Genomic DNA, 19,649 nt, shown 5'->3' with positions numbered 1-19,649 from the left:
GAGGCTGCCTCAAGGCGAACCGAACCTCAAGCACGATCGTATGTCATTGAGCAAAACTTGCAGGTCTTCGTCGTTTCATCACCGGCTGATCGCGGCAAGGAACAGTCGCGATAACGCAAGGGCAAGGCGAGGTTCGATGAAATCTCGACGCTGGCGACTGCTACGCCTTGCGGCGGCCCATCACCCACCGCTCCGTCATTCGCGGCCGGTTGCGGGGATCGCCGCGCCGGTGACGACGGCTGCGGCCGGCGAAATCAGGAAGGCGATGAGACGGGCGATCGATTGCGGCGATACCCAGCCGTCCGTCTTCGCATTGGGCATGGCGGCGCGATTTTCGGGCGTGTCGATTGTCCCGGGCAAAATGCAATTGGCGGTGATGCGGTCGTCGCGGCTTTCGGCGGCGATCGCTTCCGTCAGCCGGATGACGGCGGCTTTTGAGGCGGCGTAAGCGGCCTGATTGGCTCCGGCCTTCAGGCCGGGTGCGGCAGCAACATGCACGATGCGACCGTAGCCCGATGCCTTCATCGTCGGGAGAACCGCGGCACTGATCGTCAGCGCGGTACGGGCGTTCGCCGTCATCATCGTCTCCCACTGCGCAGGGGCGTCCGGCCCGACCGGTCCCATTCGGAAGCCGCCGACGGTGTTGACCAAGGCGCTGACGCCGCCGAAGTGCTTGACGGCCCGGGCGACAGCAGCGGCGCAGGAGGCATAGTCGGTGAGATCCGTTCCCGCGATCGACAGAAACTCGGCGGAGGCGGGAAGGTCGCCGGCCAAGGCCTCCAGCTCCTGGCTCGAGCGGTTCATGCAGACGAGTTTTGCGCCGCCGGCGGCGAGCTCACGGACAACGGCGCTGCCGAGGTTGCCGCCGGCTCCCGTAACGATCACGGCTTTCTGGTCGTTCATGGCAATCGATCTCCTGCCGGTGCCGGTCCTTGCTGGCGTGCATTGTTGATCCACGCTGCGCAGCAAGGCAAGCCCACGCAGCCGCGACACGGTCAGACATCCTGCGAAACTGCCCTTGGAGCTATCCGCAGGCAGTTTTGTCGTCATTGCTCAACGGTTTCGTCGGGTATGCCGTCAGTGATATTTCGACCGTTCGCGACCGAGGATCTCCGGCGCGTCAAGACCGGAAATCGGGCGGGTGACATCGGCGGGGATGTCACCGGTGAGCTGCAGGTCGAGATAGCGCGCGCAGCAGACGCGCAGGAAAGAGGTGAAGTTTCCAAGATCATGGCCGGCATCGATCGATTCATGATGCAGCCGGGTGATCAGCTGGACGACATTCATGCCGTCGCGCCGGGCGACTTCCTCGAGCTTTGACCAGAAGAAGTTCTCCAGCCTGACGCTGGTGACCATGCCGTCGATGCGCAGCGATCGGGTGGTGCTTTCCCAGAGCCGCGCATCCGCCTTGATGAACAATTCGCACATGTCGTCCTTCCGGTGCCGCCCTCCTCAGGCAGCGTTGGTTTCGAGCAAGGCTGCCGCATCGAGCACGGCCATGAACTGGCGCAGCCACGACGGATGTGCCGGCCAGGCCGGCGCCGTGACCAGATTGCCGTCGGAGACAGCATCGGTAATGGAGATATCGGCGTATGTGCCGCCGGCAAGCTCGACTTCCGGCCGGCAGGCGGGATAGGCCGAGCAGGTGCGGCCCTTCAAAACGCCGGCGGCAGCGAGCAGTTGCGCGCCATGGCAGATGGCGGCAACAGGTTTTCCGGCATCGAAGAAGTGCCGGACCGCTTTGATGACGTCGGCATTGAGGCGCAGATATTCCGGCGCGCGGCCGCCGGGGATGACGAGGGCATCGTAATCTTCGGCCCGTACGCTGTCGAAAGTGGCGTTCAGCGCGAAGTTATGGCCGCGTTTTTCGGAGTAGGTCTGGTCGCCTTCGAAATCATGAATGGCGGTGGCGACCGTCTCGCCCGCTTTCTTGCCGGGGCAGACGGCGTCGACCGTGTAGCCACAGGCGAGCAGCGTCTGGAACGGCACCATAGTTTCGTAATCTTCGGTGAAATCACCGGTAATCATCAGGATTTTTGAAGCTGGCATCGCATCCTCCTTTGAAACCAACGGCCGGAGATTAACAAAGAGCGGCGGGTAGAAGGTACTATGGGAATACTACAGGCCAAATTCCCTAAAGCGCCTTGACGGTCACATCCGGGACAGCGCAGGCTTCGCCGCCGCCGAAGAGGCGGGAGCGGGTGAGGAAGCGTTTCTCGCGGCCGTTGTCGAGCGAGAACATGCCGCCGCGGCCGGGAACGACGTCGATGATGAGCTGCGTATGCTTCCACGCCTCGAACTGGCTGGCACTGATATAGACCGGCACGCCGCCGATCTCGCCGAGCTTGACGTCGTTGTCGCCGATCATGAATTCATTGGCGGGATAACACATTGGCGAGGAGCCGTCGCAGCAGCCGCCGGACTGGTGGAAGAGGATATCGGACTGATCCCGCTTGATCTCCGCGATCAGGTCGAGGGCTGCGTCGGTTGCGAGAACACGCGGTTCGCCGTTGACGGTGGTTTCCATTGTTCTTCCTCCAAAAATTTCGGGAGGAAGAAGTCCCCTCCCCAACCCCTCCCCACAAGGGGGAGGGGCTAAGATGCCGCTTCGGCTCGCAAAACAACAAGCCGGATGCATGTGCTGCGCTCGAGAGTGAATACGGCGAGACCAGCACGTTAAGTCCCTCCCCCTTGTGGGGAGGGGTTTTACGCCCTCACCACGCCTCAGAAGAAACCGAGCGCCTTCGGGCTGTAGCTCACCAGCATGTTCTTGGTCTGCTGGTAATGCTCGAGCATCATCTTATGGGTTTCACGGCCGATGCCCGACTGTTTGTAACCGCCGAAGGCGGCATGGGCCGGGTAGGCGTGGTAGCAGTTGGTCCAGACGCGGCCGGCCTGGATCTCGCGGCCGAAACGGTAGCAGCGATTGGCGTCTCGGCTCCAGACACCGGCGCCGAGGCCGTAAAGCGTGTCGTTGGCGATTTCGAGAGCCTCCTTGTCATTCTTGAAGGTGGTGACCGAAACGACCGGCCCGAAGATCTCTTCCTGGAACACACGCATCTTGTTGTGGCCCTTGAAGATCGTCGGCTTGACGTAATAGCCGTTCGCCAGATCGCCGCCGAGATCGTTGCGCGAGCCGCCGGTCAGAACCTCGGCGCCTTCCTGCCTGCCGATATCGAGATAGGCGAGGATCTTTTCCAACTGCTCCGTCGAAGCCTGGGCACCGATCATCGTCGCGCTGTCGAGCGGGTTGCCCTGCTTGATCGCCTCGACGCGTTTGACCGCCTTTTCCATAAAGCGGTCGTAGATCGATTCCTGGACGAGGGCGCGGCTAGGGCAGGTGCAGACTTCGCCCTGGTTGAGGGCAAACATCGCAAAGCCTTCGAGCGCCTTGTCGAGGAAGTCGTCATCCTCGGCCATTACATCGGCGAAGAAAATGTTCGGCGATTTGCCGCCAAGTTCCAGCGTCACCGGAATGAGGTTCTGGCTGGCATATTGCATGATCAGCCGGCCGGTCGTCGTCTCGCCGGTGAAGGCGATCTTGGCGACGCGCGAGCTGGTCGCCAGCGGTTTGCCGGCCTCGATGCCGAAGCCGTTGACGATGTTGAGCACGCCCGGCGGCAGCAGGTCGCCGACAAGTTCGGCCCAGAGCAGGATCGAGGCCGGGGTCTGCTCGGCAGGTTTCAGCACCACGCAGTTGCCGGCGGCCAGCGCTGGAGCGAGTTTCCAGGTCGCCATCAGGATCGGGAAATTCCAGGGAATGATCTGGCCGACGACGCCGAGCGGCTCGTGGAAGTGATAGGCCACGGTATCGTGGTCGATCTCGCCGATCGAACCTTCCTGAGCGCGGATGCAGGAGGCGAAGTAGCGGAAGTGGTCGATTGCCAGCGGAATGTCTGCGGCCATGGTCTCGCGGATCGGCTTGCCATTGTCCCAGGTCTCGGCCTGGGCGAGCAATTCCAGTTTGTCTTCCATGCGCCGGGCGATCTTCATGAGGATATTGGAGCGCTCGGCAGCGGAGGTGCGGCCCCATTTTTCCTTGGCCGCATGGGCGGCGTCGAGCGCGAGATTGATGTCCTTTTCATCGGAACGGGGAATGTCGCAAAGCTTGCCGCCGGTGACCGGTGTCAGGTTTTCGAAATATTTGCCCCCGACGGGCTCGCGCCATTCACCGCCGATGTAGTTGCCGTATTTCAGCTTGAACGGCGATTCGACGATTTTCTGATGAAGCATATCATCCTCCCCTAATGATCCAGGTTCTTGAGCGAACCAGTGGGAGGAAAATGTGCATGTTTCGGCGGAGGGAACAGGGCGGCTTTTCAATACCGCAGCGCACAGTGTCGCAGACATGCGACAGGTCGCGTCACGATCGACGAAGTCGGTGAAACTGTCGGGCGTCAGCTCTTTGTTTTGATGCATGTCGTTATCCCGGAACCGCTGCACACTTCCGGGCGACATGCATTCGTCAGTGAAGATCGAACTTCTTCATCTTCCGGTGCAGGGTGGCGCGGCTTATGCCGAGGGCGACAGCTGCCTGCGAGACGTTGCCGCTGGTGCGCGACAGTGCCCGCAGCAGGGCTGCCTTTTCCGCTTCGACGATCTCCTCCTGCTGCGAGACGCCGGCCTCATGCAGGGCATCGGCGGCCGGAATGCCTGAGGCAATGCGCCTATCGTCCAGCTGCAGCGCGATGCGGGCAGCGCGTGTCGCCCCGAGCACGAGGTCATGCCGGTCGACGGCAAGCAGGGCGGCGGCGGAATTGACGCCGGCCGGAACCATCAGGAAACGGGCGCCGGGAAAGGCCGCGCGAAAGAGGTTGAGCTCGATGCGCATCGCCGCATCGCGCACGGTCTGCGTCAGGATCGTCAGCGTCATCTCGTTGACGTCTTCACGGCAGGTGGAGATATCGAGGGCTGCGGCCACCCGGCCACGATGATCGCGGATCGGCGCCGTCGTGCAGCTGAGGCTGGTATTTGCGCAGAAGAAATGTTGATCGCGGAAAATGGCGACGGCACGCTCGTCGGCAAGGGCGGTGCCAATGCCGTTGGTGCCGATGCTCGCCTCGGTCCAGACCGAACCGGTCCACAGGCCGAGTTCGTGGAACTCCTTGTCGTCGCCGGCAGCACCCCGACGCTCCAAGGCGATGCCGTTCCTGTCGGTCAGAAGCAGACAGCAGCCGGCTTTGCCGACGGTGGTGAAGAGACGATCGAGCTCTTCGGTCGCGCTGGCGATCAGCTGCCCGGACTGTTCGCGGGCACGCCGGAATTCCTCATCGGTAACGCGCAGTGGCGCCCGTTCGTCCTCCGGAGCGAGCTGATGCATGGTCATGCATCGCCGCCAGGAGGCGACAATGGGAGAACTGGCCGCGGCGAAATCGCGCTGGGCAGAGGTGTAGACATGCTCGGCGTGTGCTGAGTGTTCGTGCATCGGCTCCTCCCACGGAACTTCAGCATAGTCTGAGGGAAAAGCGGCCGGTTTGCAATCGGCGGTTCCGGACGGCCATCGGCGTGCGGGTTTTTCAGACGAAGGGGCAGAAATCACATTTCGGTGTTCGAACACCGACAGTGTAACAAAAGACGGCTCTCGCCCGTAGTTCTGTGCAGAAACAGCTTTGCAGGGCGAGGAGATCCCGACCATGTTAAACAGACGATTGTTGCTGATGGGTGCCGCTTTTGGGGCGCTTACGGTTCGCTTGGGGGCCGGCAAGGCGATCGCCGGCGAGACGTTCGCGGTGACGCACACAGAGGATGAATGGCGCAAGCTGCTGACGCCGGATCAATTTGTCATCCTGCGTCAGGAGGGGACGGAGGCTCCCTTCACCAGCACCCTGCTGCATGAGGAGCGGAAGGGCAATTTCGCCTGCGCCGGCTGCGACCAAAAGCTGTTTTCCTCGGCGACAAAATTCGACAGCGGCACCGGCTGGCCAAGCTTTTGGGCACCGCTCGACCATGCCGTCGGCACCACCAATGACACGACGTTCGGCATGGCGCGCACGGCAGTCCATTGCGGCCGCTGTGGCGGCCATCTCGGTCACGTCTTCGATGATGGTCCAAAGCCAACCGGGCTTCGCTACTGCATGAACGGTCTTGTCATGACATTTCATCCAGCCTCGGCCTGATCGAAGGAAAGTCTCGTTTGCTGCTTCGGTGCTGGCGAGCGCCAGTGCCTATCCTTGCAGCCAAGCGTCGATGCCGCGTGCCGCGGCCCGGCCGGTCGCCAGGCAGGCCGTGAGGAGATAGCCGCCGGTCGGCGCCTCCCAGTCGAGCATCTCGCCGGCGACGAAGATGCCGGGCAGCGCCTTCAACATATAGTTGTCGTCGATTCCGCTCCAGCGGATGCCGCCGGCCGAGGAGATTGCCTCGCCGATCGGCCGGGTTTCGAGAACCGGAAGCGGCAGTGCCTTGATCATGCCGGCCAGGCGTTCGGGGTCGCGTCGGTCACGCTCAGGCGTGAATTCCCGTAGCAACGCCGCCTTGACGCCGTCGAGGCCGGCGCCCTTGCGCAGGCGGTTTGAAAAACTCGATTTGGCGTCCTGCCGCGCCAGGTCGTGGGTCAGCCTTTCGACTGTCCGGCCCGGTGCGAGATCGAGTATCAGGGTGGCCTCGCCGTGGCTCTGCAGCCGGTCGCGCAGTGCTGCGGCATTGGCATAGACGAGGCTGCCCTCGATGCCGCTTGTGGTGATGACGAATTCACCGGGAAAGGTACCGGCTTTGGATGTGGCGGTGACCGATTTTACCGGCTCGCCGGCGAAACGCTCGCGGAAGCTTTCGCTCCAGTCGACGACGAAACCGCAATTGGCGGGTTTCAAAGCGTCGATCTCAACGCCCCGTTCCGATAGCCAGGGTAGCCAGCGCGCATCCGAGCCGAGGCGCGGCCAGCTTGCGCCGCCGAGCGCCAGCAGGGCCGCGTCGCAATCGACGATGCGCCGCCCCTCGGGCGTTTCGAAGGCAAAACCCTCTTCGGCAAAACCGACCCAGCGGTGGCGGGTGCGGAGCGTGATCCCCTGCGCTTCCAACCGCCTGAGCCAGGCACGCAGCAAGGGAGAGGCCTTCATCACCTTCGGAAAAACCCGGCCGGACGAGCCGACGAAGGTTTCTGTCCCGAGTTGTGCTACCCAATCCCTGATATCATCGGGGGTAAAGGCATCAAGCGCCGGGCGCAGACGGGCGGCGGCCGCGCCGAAGCGGGTCACAAAGCGGGCATAGTCCTCGGAATGGGTGATATTGAGACCTGACTTGCCGGCCAGCAGGAACTTGCGGGCGAAAGTCGGCATGGCGTCGTAGACGGTCACTGCATGGCCGGACAGCGAAAGCAGTTCGGCCGCCGCAAGGCCGGCCGGGCCGCCACCGATAATCGCGATCCGCTTCTGGTTCATGGATGTCTTCGCCCGATTCTTTCTGCGTGCAGTTTTGGCGCGGGCGCGCCTTGCCTGCAAGGATGGAAATCAGTGGTGCGGATGGGTGCACTGGCCGTGGTCGGCGAGAACCTCGATAACGCGGCATTGGTCGACGCGGCCGTGGCCGCAGCCTTCCACCATGGTTTCCAGTTCGGCCTTCAAAGCCATCAGGCTGCGGATGCGTTGCTCGACTTCGACAAGGCGGGCCTTGGCGATAGCATCGGCCGAGGCGCAGGACTGGTGCGGATCATCCTGCAGGGTCAGCAGCGTGCGGATGGCCTCGATTTCGAAGCCCAATTCACGGGCGTGGCGGATGAAGGCGAGGCGGTTGATATCAGCCGGCTCGAAGGAGCGCTGATTGCCTTCGCTGCGGCTCGGGGCCGCAAGCAGGCCGATGCTCTCATAATAGCGCACCGTCGGTACCTTGACGCCGCTTTGGCGTGCCGCTTCACCGATCGTGATCTTTTTCATGATTTTCCTCTTGCACCTCTAGCCGCTAGAGGATGTAGGAGGGATGCTTCTGTTTGACAAGGAAGCGGTTCATGGCTGAGACGAACGAGACACGATACCGGGTTGGCGGCATGGATTGCGCCGCCTGCGCGACCAAGATCGACACGGCCGTCAGGCGCGTAGCGGGTGTCGCCGATGTTTCGGTCTCGGTGATGGCGGGAACGATGACCGTCCGGCACGACGGCAGCAGCGATCTCAAGGCGATCGAGAAGAAGGTGACGGGGCTCGGCTATTCGGTCTCTCCCTTTGCCGGAAGCACGACGCCGGCGCATGACCACGGCTCGCACGATCATCACGACCACGACCATCACCACGGGCACGACCACGGCGATCACGCGGGTCATGACCACGACCACAGTCATAATCACGATCACGCAGGTCACGATCATGACCATGGCCAGAAGGAAATCGAGGGGCTGCATGGGCACGACCATGCGCCGATGGCCGGTCCCTGGTGGCAGAGCAAGAAGGGGCGGCTGACCATCCTTTCGGGTGCCGCACTCGTTGCCGCCTATGTCATCGGCCATCTGGTGCCGGCGATCGCATCCTATGCCTTCATCATCGCCATGCTGGTCGGGCTGGTGCCGATCGCGCGGCGCGCCGTCATGGCGGCTCTCTCCGGCACACCGTTTTCGATCGAGATGCTGATGACGATCGCCGCCGTCGGCGCCGTCATCATCAATGCCGGCGAAGAGGCGGCAACCGTCGTGTTCCTGTTCCTCGTCGGCGAGCTGCTGGAAGGGGTGGCTGCGGGCAAGGCGCGCGAAAGCATCCAGTCGCTGACGGCCCTGGTGCCGAAGAGCGCGCTGCTCGAAGACAATGGCCAGACGCGGGAGGTGCCGGCCGAAAGCCTCGCCGTCGGCGCGATCATCATGGTGCGTCCGGGGGATCGTATTTCGGCTGATGGTATCATTGTCTCGGGCGAGAGCGCGATCGACGAGGCGCCGGTAACCGGCGAGAGTACGCCGGTACGCAAGGGCGTCGATGCCGTCGTGTTTGCCGGAACCGTGAATGGCGATGCGGTGCTCAGGGTTCGCGTCACCGCGGCCGCCGCCGACAATACCATCGCCCGTATCGTCAAGCTGGTGGAGGAAGCGCAGGAATCGAAGGCGCCGACCGAACGCTTCATCGATCGGTTCTCGCGCTATTACACGCCCGGCGTGGTGGTGGTCGCAGCACTTGTCGCGGTTGTTCCGCCGCTGCTCTTCGGTGGGGCGTGGGGCGAATGGGTCTATAAGGGCCTTGCCATCCTCTTGATCGGCTGCCCCTGCGCGCTTGTCATCTCGACGCCGGCGGCGATTGCCGCCTCGCTTTCTTCGGGTGCGCGGCGCGGGCTGCTGATGAAGGGCGGCGCGGTGTTGGAAACGCTCGGCAAGGTGACGATGGTCGCCTTCGACAAGACGGGCACGCTGACGGAAGGCAGGCCTCAGGTGACCGATATCATTTCTTTCGGATTGAGCGAGGCGCAGGTCTTGTCGCGCGCAGCGGTGCTGGAGCAGGGCTCCAGCCATCCCCTGGCGCTGGCGATCCTCAACCGCGCCAAGGCGGACGGCGTTCCCATGCCGCCGGCCTTCGAACTGGAGGCGCTGCCGGGCAAGGGCGTCAGCGGCAAAGTCGGCGGCGAGGCGCTGGATCTTTTGTCGCCGCCCGCCGCCCGCGAACGCGGCGCACTCGGTGCTGAACAGGATGCACGCATCACTGAGCTGAACGACGAGGGCAAGAGCGTATCGGTGCTGCTCGTCAACAATGTTGCGGCCGGGCTGATCGCCATGCGCGACGAGCCGCGCGAGGATGCGCAGGCCGGGCTTGCCACGCTCAAATCGGCCGGCGTCAAGGCGATGATGCTGACGGGCGACAACAAGCGGACGGCGGCAGCCGTTGCCGGCATGCTCGGCATCGACTGGCGCGGCGAGATGATGCCTGAGGATAAGCAGCGGGTGGTCGGCGAATTGAAGCGCGAGGGCTTCGTCGTCGCCAAGGTCGGCGACGGCATCAACGACGCGCCGGCGCTGGCTGCAGCCGATATCGGCATTGCCATGGGCGGCGGCACCGATGTGGCGCTGGAGACGGCGGATGCCGCCGTGCTGCACGGACGCGTCGGCGACGTGGCACGGATGATCGAATTGTCCAAACGCACGATGCGCAACATCCTGCAGAACATTACCATCGCGCTGGGCCTGAAAGCGGTGTTCCTGGTGACGACCATCGCCGGCATCACCGGCCTCTGGCCGGCGATCCTCGCCGATACCGGCGCCACCGTGCTGGTGACGATCAACGCGCTCAGGCTACTTCGAGTAAGGATATAAACATCCGATGTCATCCTTGCCGGGCCCGTCACCGAAGAGTGGCGTAGACCGCTGACAACGGGCGTCAACCCTCTTTCGTCATGCTCGGGCTTGTCCCGGGCATCTGCCACCGGTCGATAGGCAGCAGATCCTCGGCACAAGGCCGAGGATGACGTGTGGAGGGAGGTTTGTCATAAAACTGAGAACGGCTGCAGGCAGGCTCTCTTCATCCGGACCTTCTCCACAGCGCATTTCCGTTAACGCATCGTTATCCACATCATACCCAGGGAGCGACGATTCGTTGTTGGCGCTGCTGCATATCGCAACAACTTGTTGACGTGAATTTGGATTCACGTACTATATCTAGTGTTCAAGGTTCCTTCGATTCGTGTCGGATCGCGGGCTAAGACGGGAATACGGTGCGTTTCGCCATTACGGCGCGGCAATGCCGGAGCTGCCCCCGCAACTGTAAGCGGCGAGCAACTGTCCGATTTCAGGTCACTGGAGCATGATGCTCCGGGAAGGCTGGGCAGGATGCTTTGACCCGTGAGCCAGGAGACCTGCCTCGAACAAAACGTCCACGGGCGGGGGTGTCCGGAAGGTCGCGTTGCATGGCTGCGGGTGAGCCCGCGTCGCGTTTCGCGAGGCCCGAACCTCCGCATGAGCCACTTCGGGGTGAAGGCATGTCAGTATCTCAGTTCAGGCCGCAACTCGCGCCAATCAGAGGGCGGATCACGCCCGGCGGCTGAACAGGCCGCATCGTTCAAACCATCAGAGAATGTTTCGACGGATATCGCGAGATTTCCGATCGATGCCCCGCGTCCCAATCGCGTCGTCACGAGGAATATCATGACCATTACCGTTTACAGCAAACCGGCCTGCGTCCAATGCACCGCCACTTACCGCGCCCTCGACCGCCTGGGCGTCGCTTATGACATCGTCGATATCTCCGAGGATGCCGAAGCGCTCGATCGCGTCCGCAACCTTGGCTACATGCAGGCGCCTGTCGTCATCGCCGGCGAGCGGCATTGGGCCGGCTTCCGTCCCGACATGATCAGCGCTCTCTCCTGATCAAGGCCGAATGATGGGGCTGATCGTCTATTCCTGCAGCATGTGAACCAGAACACGGTGTTCTTTCACAATCTCCGGGAAAAGCTCGATTACCTCGTGACCGAGGGTTATTACGAGCAGGAGGTTCTCGACCAGTATTCCTTCAATTTCGTGCGCGACCTGTTCGACCAGGCCTATGCCAGAAAATTCCGTTTCCCGACCTTCCTCGGCGCTTTCAAATATTACACCAGCTACACGCTGAAGACCTTCGACGGAAAGCGCTATCTCGAGCGTTACGAGGACCGTATCTGCATGGTGGCGCTGGCTTTGGCGCGCGGCGACGAGGCCCTTGCCCGCGACATGGTCGACGAGATCATTTCCGGCCGTTTCCAGCCGGCGACCCCGACCTTCCTCAATGCCGGCAAGAAACAGCGCGGCGAACTCGTCTCCTGCTTCCTGCTGCGCGTCGAGGACAATATGGAATCGATCGGCCGCTCGATCAATTCGGCGCTGCAATTGTCGAAGCGCGGCGGCGGCGTGGCGCTGTCCTTGGCGAACATCCGTGAGGCCGGCGCGCCGATCAAGCAGATCGAGAACCAGTCGTCGGGCATCATTCCGGTGATGAAACTGCTCGAAGACAGCTTCTCCTATGCCAATCAACTGGGCGCGCGCCAAGGCGCGGGTGCAGTCTATCTCAACGCCCATCACCCCGACATCATGCGCTTCCTCGACACCAAGCGCGAAAATGCCGACGAGAAGATCCGCATCAAGACGCTGTCGCTCGGCGTCGTCGTACCTGACATCACCTTCGAACTCGCCAGGAATAACGAGGATATGTACCTGTTCTCGCCCTACGACGTGGAGCGGGTTTACGGCGTGCCCTTCACCGAGATTTCGGTGACGGAAAAGTATCGCGAGATGGTGGCGGACGCCCGCATCGCCAAGAAGAAGATCAAGGCGCGCGAATTCTTTCAGGTGATCGCCGAAATCCAGTTCGAGAGCGGTTATCCCTACCTTATGTTCGAGGACACGGTGAACCGGGCGAACCCGATCGCCGGGCGCATTTCGATGAGCAATCTCTGCTCGGAGATCCTGCAGGTGAGCGAGGCGAGTGACTACAATGACGACCTCTCCTACAAGCATCTCGGCAAGGATATTTCCTGTAATCTCGGCTCGCTGAACATTGCCGCGGCGATGGATTCCGCCAATTTCGGCAAGACGATCGAGACCTCGATCCGAGCGCTGACGGCGGTCTCCGACATGAGCCATATCGCCTCGGTTCCCTCGATCGAAAAGGGCAATGACGAGAGCCATGCGATCGGCCTCGGGCAGATGAACCTGCACGGTTATCTCGCCCGCGAATGCATCTTTTACGGCTCAGAGGAAGGCGTCGATTTCACCAATATCTATTTCTATACGGTGACCTATCATGCGATCCGCGCCTCGAACCTGCTGGCGGTCGAACGCGGCACGCGCTTCAAGGGCTTCGAAAATTCGAAATATGCCTCCGGCGAATATTTCGACAAATATACGAGCCAGGAATGGAAGCCAGCGACGGAGAAAGTTAGAACGCTGTTCGAAACTGCCGGCATCCATATTCCGACGCAGGAAGATTGGGCGGCTCTCAAGAAGGCGGTGATGACTTCCGGCCTCTATAACCAGAATCTGCAGGCAGTACCGCCGACAGGGTCGATCTCCTACATCAATCATTCGACTTCTTCGATCCATCCGATCGTCTCGAAGATCGAAATCCGCAAGGAAGGCAAGATCGGCCGCGTCTATTATCCGGCGCCGTTCATGACCAACGACAATCTCGATTATTATCAGGACGCCTATGAGATCGGGCCGGAGAAGATCATCGACACCTATGCGGCGGCGACCCAGCATGTCGATCAAGGCCTGTCGCTGACCTTATTCTTCCGCGACACGGCAACGACCCGCGACATCAATAAGGCGCAGATCCATGCCTGGAAGAAGGGCATCAAGACGATCTACTACATCCGCCTTCGCCAGATGGCGCTGTCCGGCACCGAGGTGCAGGGCTGCGTGTCTTGTACGCTGTGATTTTGGGTTGCTGGCCGAGAGTTTCGAGCCGGTAGCCCCCTCATCCGCCTGCCGGCACCTTCTCCCCTCTGGGGAGAGGGCGGGGTGAGGGGGCTCCGCACTCCGTTTGAATTTGTGGAAGAAAGACCGCCCAATGAATATATCCATCAAGCCGATCTCCCGCGTGGGCGCCATCAACTGGAACCGCATCGAGGACGACAAGGATCTCGAAGTCTGGAACCGGTTGACCGGCAATTTCTGGCTGCCGGAGAAAGTGCCGCTTTCCAACGACATCCCCTCCTGGGCGACGCTGACGCCGGCCGAGCAGCAGCTCACTATCCGGGTCTTCACCGGGCTGACGCTGCTCGACACCATCCAGAACGGCGTCGGCTCCATCAGGCTGATGGAGGATGCGGCAACGCCGCATGAGGAGGCGGTGCTTTCCAACGTCTCGTTCATGGAGGCGGTGCATGCGCGCTCCTATTCCTCGATCTTTTCGACGCTGTGCTCGACGCCCGATGTCGACGATGCCTATCGCTGGTCGGAGGAAAACGAATTTCTGCAACGGAAATCGGCGCTGATCATGGAGCAGTATCGCTCCGGCGACCCGTTGAAAAAGAAGGTCGCCAGCGTCTTCCTCGAAAGCTTTCTGTTCTACTCCGGCTTCTACCTGCCGATGTACTGGTCAAGCCGCGCCAAGCTCACCAACACGGCCGATTTGATCCGATTGATCATTCGCGACGAGGCGGTGCACGGCTACTATATCGGCTACAAATTCCAGCGCGGACTGGAGCGGCTTTCCGAGGAGAGACGGCAGGAGATCAAGGATTTCGCCTTCGACCTGCTGTTGGAGCTCTACGACAACGAGGCGAGATATACCGAGGCGCTTTATGACGGCGTCGGGCTGACCGAGGACGTCAAGAAATTCCTGCATTACAATGCCAACAAGGCGCTGATGAACCTCGGGTACGAGGCGCTTTTCCCGGCCGAGGCCTGCAAGGTCAATCCGGCGATCCTGTCGGCGCTTTCGCCGAATGCCGACGAGAACCACGACTTCTTCTCCGGCTCCGGTTCCTCCTATGTGATTGGCAAGGCTGTCGCGACCGAGGACGAGGACTGGGATTTCTGAGGCTTTATCGAAGTCGGGCCCTTATCATTTGCTTCCCCATCGCCCACATTCAGCGGAAATGAAGTCGATCCTCGCCGATGATGTGGCGTAGCGGAGTTTCTAATGTCGTCTTTTCCAAACAAGGCCGGAACTGCCGCCGAAGCGGACGAAGGCGTCTGGCCGATCCGCAGGAGACGGATTCTCGACTGGCTGGTGAACGAGACTCGCGCGGAGCGCTTCATCGACAATATTCTGGTGGAGATGTGCGGGAAGCTGCTGGCGGCTGGGGTGCCGGTGGCGCGGGCGACGCTGCATTTCAGGGTGAACCACCCGCAATGGATCGGTGCCCGCATTCTCTGGAAGGAGGGACTGGCTGAGGCGAAGATCGATACATTCGCCTATGGCGTCGAAAACACGCCGGAGTTCCTGACGAGTCCCATCAACGCGATCCACCAGGGTGCCGAGGAGGTTCGCAGGCAGCTGGAAAGCATAACCGACGGCGATTCATTCTATCAGGAACTGCATGACGATGGCCTTACCGAATATATCGCCTGGCCGCTCGATCACACCTTCGGCAAACGCCATGTCGCAACATTTTCCACCAGCCGGCCTGGCGGTTTTGCAAGCGAACATATCGACTTTCTGCGGGATCTGCTGCCGGCCTTGACGCTGATCAGCGAAATCCGGCTGAAGAATATCATGGCGCGCACGCTGCTGCAGACCTATGTCGGGCCGCATGCAAGCGAGCAGATCCTGGCTGGCGTGACGACGCGCGGCAGCGGCGCCACCGTCGGCGCGGCAATCATGATCTGCGACCTGCGCGACTTTACGGCGATCTCCGATCTCTGGCCGCGCGACGATGTCATCCATCTGCTCAACGACTATTTCGATGCGATCTCCGACCCGGTCGAACGGCATGGCGGCGAGATTCTGAAGTTCATGGGCGACGGATTGCTGGCGATCTTCCCTCTCGCCAAGGAAACGGCCTGCCTCGATCTGCTGCAGGCAATCCGCGAGGGGCAGGCGGCGATGGCTGAATTGAACGAGGAGCATGTCCGCATGGGGCGCGATCCGCTGCGCTACGGCGTCGGGGTGCATGTCGGCGACGTCATGTACGGCAATATCGGCTCACGCCGGCGGCTCGATTTCACCGTCATCGGCCCGGCGGTCAATGTCGCCTCGCGGCTGGAAAGCCTCACCAAGGAGGTCAAGCGCCCAGTGCTCCTGTCGCGTGCCTTCGTCGAAATGGCAGACTGCGCTAAAGACATGGACAGTCTCGGCACCTTCCCGCTGCGCGGGCTCGGAGAGCCTGTCGATGTCTTCGCTTTCCCGGAGCGGTAGGCACAGGCAGAATCAGACGCCGCGTTTGTTTCCCCACAGCAGCACGTGCAGTTGCGGCAGCACCCGGGGCGTAAACCAACCGTCGGTGGTCACCTTCTCGATGAGCCAGTGCATCCGGTCCATCACGCCGTCAATATCAATGCGGGCATCATCGTCATCGGGCGGCGGCGGCGTATGGTTGCCCGGCTGAAGGTACAAGGGAATATAGGGATAGCGCTCGCTCGCCTCCCGGGCGAATGCGTAGTCGTCATCGTCGAAGACGACGATTTTCAACACGATCTCCGGTCCGCCGGCGGCGAGCCGGAGACAGTCGTCGGCCTCATCCCAATCCGTCAGCATTCCGCTTGACGGCGGCTTGGGGCTGAAGACAAGCATGTCGAGATCGCGAAACCAGTTCCGGGCGACGCTCCCCTGCGTTTCCAGAGCGAAACGATACCCTTGCGAATGACCCAATTCGATCAATGGCCCCAGGGGCTGGATCGCGGGATTGCCACCGGAAAGCGAAACCGTCAGAGGCCTGCCTCCGGAGAGTTTTGTGACCTCCTGCCAGACCGCCTCGACGGACATCGGAAGCCATTGATCCCGAAAGGCGCTGTCGACCGCATGAAGGCTGTCGCACCAGGAACAGCGATAGTCACAGCCGCCTGTCCTGACGAACACTGTCGGCAACCCGATCAATGCGCCTTCACCCTGGATGGTCGGGCCGAAGATCTCGCTGACGCGAATGGTCTCCGCGCTCACGGCCTGTACTCCGCCCAGGTCTTTGGCGTCTCGCTGACGCGCACCGACGATGTCTCGGGGAAGCGCTGCTTGCACCAGTCGTAAAAATGCCTGGCCAGGAATTCGGAGGTGACTTTCGAATGGCCGAAGACCTCGTTCAGGTGGCGATGATCGAGGGCTTCGTCGATATAGCGTTTGAGCGGCGAGAGGTCGTGATAGTCGCGAACGAAGCCGTCATCATTCAGGTCTTCGGCAGCGAGTTCGACGACTACGACGTAGTTGTGGCCGTGAAGTCTGGCACATTGATGGTCGGCAGGCAGGTGATCCAACTGGTGCGAGGCGGAGAGATGAAACTCCTTGGTGATGCGGTACATCAACGCACCTCCGCGGCTGAATATTGCGACACCGCCGCTTTCCAGAAGTCCGGGTCGTCGTATTCCGTCGGATCGGGCACACCGGCGAGATGGAACGCTTCGCGGCGTTCGACGCAGGTGCCGCAGCGGCCGCAATGCAGCCTGCCGCCTTTGTAGCAGGACCAGGTTTCCGCAAACGGTGTACCGTGTTTCACGCCGTCGGCCACGATCGCCGCTTTGGAAACGTTGACATAAGGTGCAAGCAGTCTGACGCTGGCATAACCTTCCAGCGCCTCGTTCTGCATGCGCTGGAAGGCGTCGATGAAACCCGGCCGGCAGTCAGGGTAGATGAAGTGGTCGCCGCCATGCACGGCGACGGCAACGGCATCCGCTTTCTGCGCGGCCGCCAGGCCGAATGCGATTGCCAGCATGATGGCGTTGCGGTTCGGCACCACGGTGGCCTTCATGGTCTCCTCGGCATAATGGCCGTCCGGAACCTCGATGTTATCGGTCAGGGCCGATCCGCTGAGATGGCCGCCGATGGCGGCGGTGTCGACGATGTGATGGGGAACGGCAAGGCGCGCGGCGCACCGGGCGGCGAAATCGAGTTCCTTGCGATGCCGCTGGCCGTAGTCGAAGGAGACGAGGCCGATAAGCTGTTGTTCCGCTGCTATCTTGTGGGCAAGCGAAACGGAGTCGAGTCCGCCGGAGCAGACGACGATAGTCTTCATATTTTGGATCCCTTGTTTTGACCGGGTGGGCTGCGACCGGATTACGGCGTGCTTCTAGGGCAAATCACGCGTGTTGGGAATAGCCTGGGCTTAACCGACCGGGAAATTGATCTGCGGCGGCAGCAGCAGATGCAGGCCTTCAGTGTCGGCATTGTTGATGCGCTGCAGCAGCATGCGGCCGAGATCCTCGCCCGCCGCCGTCAGGTCCTCGTGGATCGTATCTACCTTCGGCTGCAATTGGGTGAGAAGGCGGGACGTTTCCTTGGCGACGATGTCGTAATCGACCGCGAGTGTCCGGCCGGCGTCGCTCATGCCGCTGATGACGGCGAGAGCCGAGACTTCGCCGGGACAGATGAACCCATCGGGCGCATCCGGAGCGGCGGCGCGGCTGGAGATGAAATCGCGCAGCACATCCGCCGGCGTATCGAGATCGACCCTTTCGGGTATCTCATAGGCAATGCCCGCCTCCCGCACCGCCGTCATGAAGCCGTGCAGGATATGCTGGCAGAAGGTCAGCCGTTTCGGCGGCAGGACCACGGCCACCTTCTTGCGGTCCTTTGCGATCAGCCGGCGCGTCGCCTCATAGGCAAAGGTGAAATTGTCGTAGTCGACATAAGGGTGCGGCGTCGAAAATTCCGTGCGGCCGTGGCAGATGAAGGGAAAGCCGGTTTCGAGCAGCAGGCGGACGCGGGCATCGAGCGGTTCGGTTCGCGTGAAGATCAGCCCGTCGGCGAGGTGGTTGCGGACGATATATTCGGCGGCCTCGACATCGGTCGTCGACAGGAAGTTCGGGGCGACGACGAGATGGTAGGAAGTCTCCTTCAGCGCCTTGGCAATGCCGTACATGATCGAGGTGCTGAAACCGACGACTTCCTCGTGCGAATCGAGCAGGATGGCGATGACATTGGTGCGGCCGGTCTTCAGTCGCTGTGCTGCCCGATCTGGGAGATAGCCGATCTCGCGGGCAATGCGGTGCACACGCTGGCGGGTCTCCAGCGAAATCTGCGGTGCATCGGAGAGCGCCCGCGACACCGTCGTCACCGCAAGGCCGGCGATCGTGGCGATCGTTCGCAAGGTCGGCTTGCCGCGCTTATGGGTGATCTCGAGATTTTCGCCGCTTCGCGGCCGGGACGGTTCGGTCACTCTCGGCTTTCCATGCTGGAATTGGCGATACAATAACACGATGACTCCGACGCGCAATCGAGGAATGAAAACGTTTTAAATTTTAACGATCTGTTAGCCACATCAAAAATATCTATAAAATTCAATGATATATAGAAATAACCATATTTTTCTCGGGAGTCGAGAAAGGGCTTGACGATCAGCGACTTATAACGTTTTAAATTAGCAACCGCGCAGAGGAGCGCGGCCGTATGTCGACCGTCGTAACGGCGGAAAACATCGGGCGGCAGGGAGGGCCCGCCGCCGATTTTCAAATGGGAGGAAATTCATGCGCAAGTTTTTGAGCTCGGCGGCGATTGCCGTCGTGATGATGGCTGGCCTCGGTGGCGCCCGCGCCGCCGACGTAAAAGAAGTTCAGATGCTGCACTGGTGGACATCCGGCGGCGAGGCAGCGGCTTTGAATGTTCTGAAGCAGGATCTGTCGAAGGAAGGTTTTGCCTGGAAGGACGTGCCGGTGGCCGGCGGCGGCGGTGATGCGGCGATGACGGCGCTGAAGGCGATGGTTGCGGCCGGCACCTATCCGACGGCGTCGCAGATGCTGGGTTATACCGTGCTCGATTATGCCCAGGCCGGCGTCATGGGCGACCTGACCGAGACGGCGAAGAAGGAAGGCTGGGACAAGTCGGTTCCGGCAGCCCTGCAGAAGTTCTCGGTCTATGACGGCAAATGGGTCGCAGCCCCGGTCAACGTGCATTCGGTCAACTGGCTGTGGATCAACAAGGCGGTGATGGACAAGATCGGCGGCACCCAGCCGAAGACCTTTGACGATCTGATCGCGCTGCTCGACAAGGCCAAGGCTGCGGGGGTGATCCCCTTGGCGCTCGGCGGCCAGAACTGGCAGGAAGCGACGATGTTCGATTCCATCGTGCTGTCGACCGGCGGCCCGGAATTCTACAAGAAGGCCTTCAACGACCTCGACGAGGCTTCGCTGA

General features: G+C 61.5%; 18 protein-coding genes, 1 pseudogene and 1 riboswitch. Of the genes and pseudogenes, 7 read left to right on the top strand and 12 right to left on the bottom strand.

All coding sequences use genetic code 11. The features are described from left to right. Positions 1-195 precede the first annotated feature (195 nt). The 6 genes from GR197_RS30425 to GR197_RS30400 all read right to left on the bottom strand — a co-directional run bounded on the left by GR197_RS30425 (position 196) and on the right by GR197_RS30400 (position 5,425). Entirely contained in the window at positions 196-903 is a 708-nt protein-coding gene (locus tag GR197_RS30425) for an SDR family NAD(P)-dependent oxidoreductase (protein ID WP_164016311.1), read from the bottom strand. 174 nt (positions 904-1,077) lie between these two features. After that, positions 1,078-1,428 (bottom strand): ribbon-helix-helix domain-containing protein, encoded by a 351-nt coding sequence (locus GR197_RS30420; protein ID WP_164016309.1) that lies wholly within the window; start codon positions 1,426-1,428, stop codon positions 1,078-1,080. Between the two features lie 24 nt (positions 1,429-1,452). Next, positions 1,453-2,049: a DJ-1/PfpI family protein gene (locus tag GR197_RS30415; RefSeq protein ID WP_164016307.1), complete on the bottom strand. Its 597-nt coding sequence runs from the start codon at positions 2,047-2,049 to the stop codon at positions 1,453-1,455. Between the two features lie 85 nt (positions 2,050-2,134). Continuing rightward, entirely contained in the window at positions 2,135-2,527 is a 393-nt protein-coding gene (locus GR197_RS30410) for a DUF779 domain-containing protein (RefSeq protein WP_164016305.1), read from the bottom strand. Positions 2,528-2,724: 197 nt separating this feature from the next. Next, positions 2,725-4,233 carry an aldehyde dehydrogenase gene (gene adh / locus GR197_RS30405; protein WP_164016302.1) on the bottom strand — a complete coding sequence of 503 codons (1,509 nt, stop codon included), beginning with the start codon at positions 4,231-4,233 and terminating at the stop codon, positions 2,725-2,727. Positions 4,234-4,465: 232 nt separating this feature from the next. After that, positions 4,466-5,425 carry a helix-turn-helix domain-containing protein gene (locus GR197_RS30400; protein ID WP_164016300.1) on the bottom strand — a complete coding sequence of 320 codons (960 nt, stop codon included), beginning with the start codon at positions 5,423-5,425 and terminating at the stop codon, positions 4,466-4,468. 208 nt (positions 5,426-5,633) lie between these two features. Here GR197_RS30400 and msrB point away from each other — a divergent pair, with 208 nt between their 5' ends. Then, positions 5,634-6,116, top strand: a complete 483-nt coding sequence (gene msrB / locus GR197_RS30395; protein ID WP_164016298.1) for a peptide-methionine (R)-S-oxide reductase MsrB — start codon at positions 5,634-5,636, stop codon at positions 6,114-6,116. Between the two features lie 48 nt (positions 6,117-6,164). Here msrB and GR197_RS30390 read toward each other — a convergent pair whose 3' ends face one another. After that, the gene (locus GR197_RS30390; protein ID WP_164016296.1) at positions 6,165-7,373 is read right to left on the bottom strand and encodes a TIGR03862 family flavoprotein; all 1,209 of its coding nucleotides are present in this window, start codon (positions 7,371-7,373) and stop codon (positions 6,165-6,167) included. Between the two features lie 69 nt (positions 7,374-7,442). Continuing rightward, positions 7,443-7,865, bottom strand: a complete 423-nt coding sequence (locus GR197_RS30385; protein ID WP_164016294.1) for a MerR family transcriptional regulator — start codon at positions 7,863-7,865, stop codon at positions 7,443-7,445. A gap of 71 nt (positions 7,866-7,936) precedes the next feature. On the opposite strand from GR197_RS30385, the gene GR197_RS30380 reads away from it, so the two are divergent. From GR197_RS30380 to GR197_RS30360, 5 genes and pseudogenes are all read left to right on the top strand, one after another. Next, entirely contained in the window at positions 7,937-10,210 is a 2,274-nt protein-coding gene (locus tag GR197_RS30380; RefSeq protein WP_164016292.1) for a heavy metal translocating P-type ATPase, read from the top strand. A gap of 335 nt (positions 10,211-10,545) precedes the next feature. After that, positions 10,546-10,771: riboswitch (cobalamin riboswitch) on the top strand. A 267-nt stretch (positions 10,772-11,038) separates the two neighbouring features. Then, on the top strand, positions 11,039-11,260 hold the full coding sequence (gene nrdH, locus GR197_RS30375) for a glutaredoxin-like protein NrdH (protein WP_164016290.1): 222 nt from the start codon (positions 11,039-11,041) through the stop codon (positions 11,258-11,260). A gap of 18 nt (positions 11,261-11,278) precedes the next feature. Further along, a pseudogene (gene nrdE, locus GR197_RS30370) lies at positions 11,279-13,303 on the top strand (class 1b ribonucleoside-diphosphate reductase subunit alpha); the annotation flags it as partial. Between the two features lie 133 nt (positions 13,304-13,436). Then, positions 13,437-14,411, top strand: coding sequence for a class 1b ribonucleoside-diphosphate reductase subunit beta (gene nrdF, locus GR197_RS30365; RefSeq protein ID WP_164016288.1), 975 nt, complete (start codon positions 13,437-13,439; stop codon positions 14,409-14,411). Between the two features lie 102 nt (positions 14,412-14,513). Continuing rightward, positions 14,514-15,731: an adenylate/guanylate cyclase domain-containing protein gene (locus GR197_RS30360; protein ID WP_164016286.1), complete on the top strand. Its 1,218-nt coding sequence runs from the start codon at positions 14,514-14,516 to the stop codon at positions 15,729-15,731. A gap of 12 nt (positions 15,732-15,743) precedes the next feature. Here the strand turns inward: GR197_RS30360 and queE are convergent, their stop codons facing one another. The 4 genes from queE to GR197_RS30340 form a co-directional block, all read right to left on the bottom strand. Then, positions 15,744-16,472, bottom strand: a complete 729-nt coding sequence (gene queE / locus GR197_RS30355; protein ID WP_164016330.1) for a 7-carboxy-7-deazaguanine synthase QueE — start codon at positions 16,470-16,472, stop codon at positions 15,744-15,746. Beyond that, positions 16,469-16,825 (bottom strand): 6-carboxytetrahydropterin synthase QueD, encoded by a 357-nt coding sequence (gene queD, locus GR197_RS30350; RefSeq protein ID WP_164016284.1) that lies wholly within the window; start codon positions 16,823-16,825, stop codon positions 16,469-16,471. Before queD ends, queE begins: the two co-directional genes overlap by 4 nt. Next, positions 16,825-17,535, bottom strand: coding sequence for a 7-cyano-7-deazaguanine synthase QueC (gene queC, locus GR197_RS30345; protein ID WP_164016282.1), 711 nt, complete (start codon positions 17,533-17,535; stop codon positions 16,825-16,827). Before queC ends, queD begins: the two co-directional genes overlap by 1 nt. Positions 17,536-17,625: 90 nt before the next feature. Beyond that, positions 17,626-18,678, bottom strand: a complete 1,053-nt coding sequence (locus GR197_RS30340; RefSeq protein ID WP_164016280.1) for a LacI family DNA-binding transcriptional regulator — start codon at positions 18,676-18,678, stop codon at positions 17,626-17,628. Positions 18,679-18,985: 307 nt separating this feature from the next. Here GR197_RS30340 and GR197_RS30335 point away from each other — a divergent pair. Continuing rightward, a partial coding sequence (locus GR197_RS30335; protein ID WP_164016278.1) for an ABC transporter substrate-binding protein occupies positions 18,986-19,649 on the top strand: 664 nt, incomplete at its 3' end.

This window comes from Rhizobium phaseoli (assembly GCF_010668805.1).
Classification (GTDB): Bacteria; Pseudomonadota; Alphaproteobacteria; order Rhizobiales; family Rhizobiaceae; genus Rhizobium; species Rhizobium phaseoli_A.
The sequence above is the reverse complement of the archived record's forward strand: the minus strand, read 5'-3'. Positions and strand labels throughout refer to the sequence as shown.

Bases quoted from the DNA above. Each gene is read 5' to 3' on its own strand.
- GR197_RS30425 (WP_164016311.1), bottom strand. From the start codon at position 903: ATGAACGACCAGAAAGCCGTGATCGTTACGGGAGCCGGCGGCAACCTC.
- GR197_RS30420 (WP_164016309.1), bottom strand. From the start codon at position 1,428: ATGTGCGAATTGTTCATCAAGGCGGATGCGCGGCTCTGGGAAAGCACC.
- GR197_RS30415 (WP_164016307.1), bottom strand. From the start codon at position 2,049: ATGCCAGCTTCAAAAATCCTGATGATTACCGGTGATTTCACCGAAGAT.
- GR197_RS30410 (WP_164016305.1), bottom strand. From the start codon at position 2,527: ATGGAAACCACCGTCAACGGCGAACCGCGTGTTCTCGCAACCGACGCA.
- adh (WP_164016302.1), bottom strand. From the start codon at position 4,233: ATGCTTCATCAGAAAATCGTCGAATCGCCGTTCAAGCTGAAATACGGC.
- GR197_RS30400 (WP_164016300.1), bottom strand. From the start codon at position 5,425: ATGCACGAACACTCAGCACACGCCGAGCATGTCTACACCTCTGCCCAG.
- msrB (WP_164016298.1), top strand. From the start codon at position 5,634: ATGTTAAACAGACGATTGTTGCTGATGGGTGCCGCTTTTGGGGCGCTT.
- GR197_RS30390 (WP_164016296.1), bottom strand. From the start codon at position 7,373: ATGAACCAGAAGCGGATCGCGATTATCGGTGGCGGCCCGGCCGGCCTT.
- GR197_RS30385 (WP_164016294.1), bottom strand. From the start codon at position 7,865: ATGAAAAAGATCACGATCGGTGAAGCGGCACGCCAAAGCGGCGTCAAG.
- GR197_RS30380 (WP_164016292.1), top strand. From the start codon at position 7,937: ATGGCTGAGACGAACGAGACACGATACCGGGTTGGCGGCATGGATTGC.
- nrdH (WP_164016290.1), top strand. From the start codon at position 11,039: ATGACCATTACCGTTTACAGCAAACCGGCCTGCGTCCAATGCACCGCC.
- nrdF (WP_164016288.1), top strand. From the start codon at position 13,437: ATGAATATATCCATCAAGCCGATCTCCCGCGTGGGCGCCATCAACTGG.
- GR197_RS30360 (WP_164016286.1), top strand. From the start codon at position 14,514: ATGTCGTCTTTTCCAAACAAGGCCGGAACTGCCGCCGAAGCGGACGAA.
- queD (WP_164016284.1), bottom strand. From the start codon at position 16,825: ATGTACCGCATCACCAAGGAGTTTCATCTCTCCGCCTCGCACCAGTTG.
- queC (WP_164016282.1), bottom strand. From the start codon at position 17,535: ATGAAGACTATCGTCGTCTGCTCCGGCGGACTCGACTCCGTTTCGCTT.